Here is a 1,874-nt window from a genome sequence, read left to right on the forward strand (position 1 = left end):
CGGCGCCCGCGGGCGCCGGATGCGGTGCGGCCCCTCGTTCTGTCCGGGGTCCGCACGGCGCGGTGAATTGTGCGGCCTTCGCGGCTCTTCTCCGCTTCTGTGTGGTTGCGGCCTAAGCCCGAGGCGCGTCGCGTCCGCGCCCTGACCGGCGATGACAACAGGGCGTCTCGTATGGTGAGAAACCCTGGCCATATAGTTGGACATCCGATATTCTGAGGTCCTAGGAGTCAGCGGCACCGGTTCCACAGCCGGAGGCCGCCGCCCGGCGCCGCGAGCGCCCCCACCGGGGCCCGTGCGGGCGTTCCACGGCAGTCGATCCCGCCTGGAGGGCTCCTCGTCCCTGTGGACACCGTCGCCCACGTTCCGCGCTCCGCCGCCGTTCGGCGCGATCCGCCCCGAACCCCGGTCCCGTAGTGCACCTCGTCGCAGAGCATTCCCTGGCCGCGCCGTTCCCGGCTCCGGTCACGCAACGCATCCGGAGGATCGCATGTACGACATGATCGAGTACCCGTCCGCGCCCGACTCCCAGGACGAGATCAACCGCGCCCTGCAGGACGCCCTCAACCGGCGGGCCTGAGGCTCCGGCGGCGGAGACGGCCGCGCGACCCCCGGCCGGAGGCGTCCGCACTCCGCCGGGGCGGTAGGGTTGTCTCATTCAGTGTTCATCCTGGTCTCACCATATGAGAAGCGGCCGGTGGGGCCGTGTCGAAGCAGAGGCAGTCCGTATGGCAGCGCGCACCGTGAAACTGGCGGTCATTCCCGGCGACGGGATCGGTCCCGAGGTCATCGCCGAAGGGCTCAAGGTGCTGGAGGTCGCGGCCTCCCAGCACGACCTCGCCGTGGAGACCACCGAGTACGAGTTGGGCGCCAGGCTCTGGCACCGCACCGGTGAGACCCTGCCCGACTCGGTCGAGGCCGAACTCGCCGGGCACGAGGCCATCTACCTCGGCGCAGTCGGCGACCCGTCGGTCCCCAGCGGCGTCCTGGAGCGCGGCCTGCTCCTGCGCCTGCGCTTCGACTTCGACCACTACGTCAACCTGCGCCCCGTCCGCCTCTACCCGGGGGTGGACAGCCCGCTCGCGGGCGTGGGCCCCGAGGACATCGACATGCTGGTGGTCCGCGAGGGCACCGAGGGCCCCTACGCGGGCGCCGGGGGCGTCCTGCGCAAGGGCACTCCGCACGAGATCGCCACCCAGGACAGCGTCAACACCCGCTTCGGGGTGGAGCGCGTCGTGCGCTACGCCTTCGACAAGGCCGCCTCCCGCCCCCGCCGCAAGCTCACCCTGGTCCACAAGGACAACGTCCTGACCTTCGCCGGCGAGCTGTGGCAGCGCGTGGTCCGGGAGGTCGGCGCCGAGTACCCGCAGGTCTCCGTGGACTACTGCCACGTCGACGCCGCGTCGATGTTCTTCGTCAACCAGCCCGCCCGCTTCGACGTGGTGGTCACCGACAACCTCTTCGGCGACATCATCACCGACATCGGCGCCGCCATCACCGGCGGTATCGGGCTGGCCGCCAGCGGCAACATCAACCCGGACAACACCTTCCCCAGCATGTTCGAACCCGTTCACGGCTCCGCGCCCGACATCGCGGGCCAGGGCAAGGCCGACCCCACCGCCACGGTGCTCTCGGCCGCGACCATGCTGGAGCACCTCGGAGTGCCCGAGGCGGCCCGCCGGATCGAGGCCGCGGTCGCCACGGACCTCAAGACCCGTGCCCAGAACGGCGCGGTCCGCTCCACCTCCCAGATCGGCGACGACCTCGCCGCGCGAGTAGCCGAGCAGGGCTGACGCACACGCCGGAAGCCCTGCCCTCCCTCCCTGCGGCGCGGCTGACGGCCTGGTCCACCCTCACCGTCGACGGGCGCGCCCGGG

The 1,874-nt window shown here is 71.5% G+C and carries 1 protein-coding gene; it reads left to right on the forward strand.

The features are described 5' to 3' along the window. Positions 1–725 precede the first annotated feature (725 nt). Positions 726–1,790, forward strand: coding sequence for a 3-isopropylmalate dehydrogenase (locus DQW06_RS01450; RefSeq protein WP_013151232.1), 1,065 nt, complete (start codon positions 726–728; stop codon positions 1,788–1,790). Positions 1,791–1,874: the final 84 nt, after the last annotated feature.

It is taken from the genome of Nocardiopsis sp. TNDT3 (assembly GCF_003427465.1).
Classification (GTDB): Bacteria; Actinomycetota; Actinomycetes; order Streptosporangiales; family Streptosporangiaceae; genus Nocardiopsis; species Nocardiopsis dassonvillei.

What these genes read in the sequence shown, in the direction of transcription:
- DQW06_RS01450 (WP_013151232.1), top strand. Translation starts at nt 726, where the DNA reads ATGGCAGCGCGCACCGTGAAACTGGCGGTCATTCCCGGCGACGGGATC.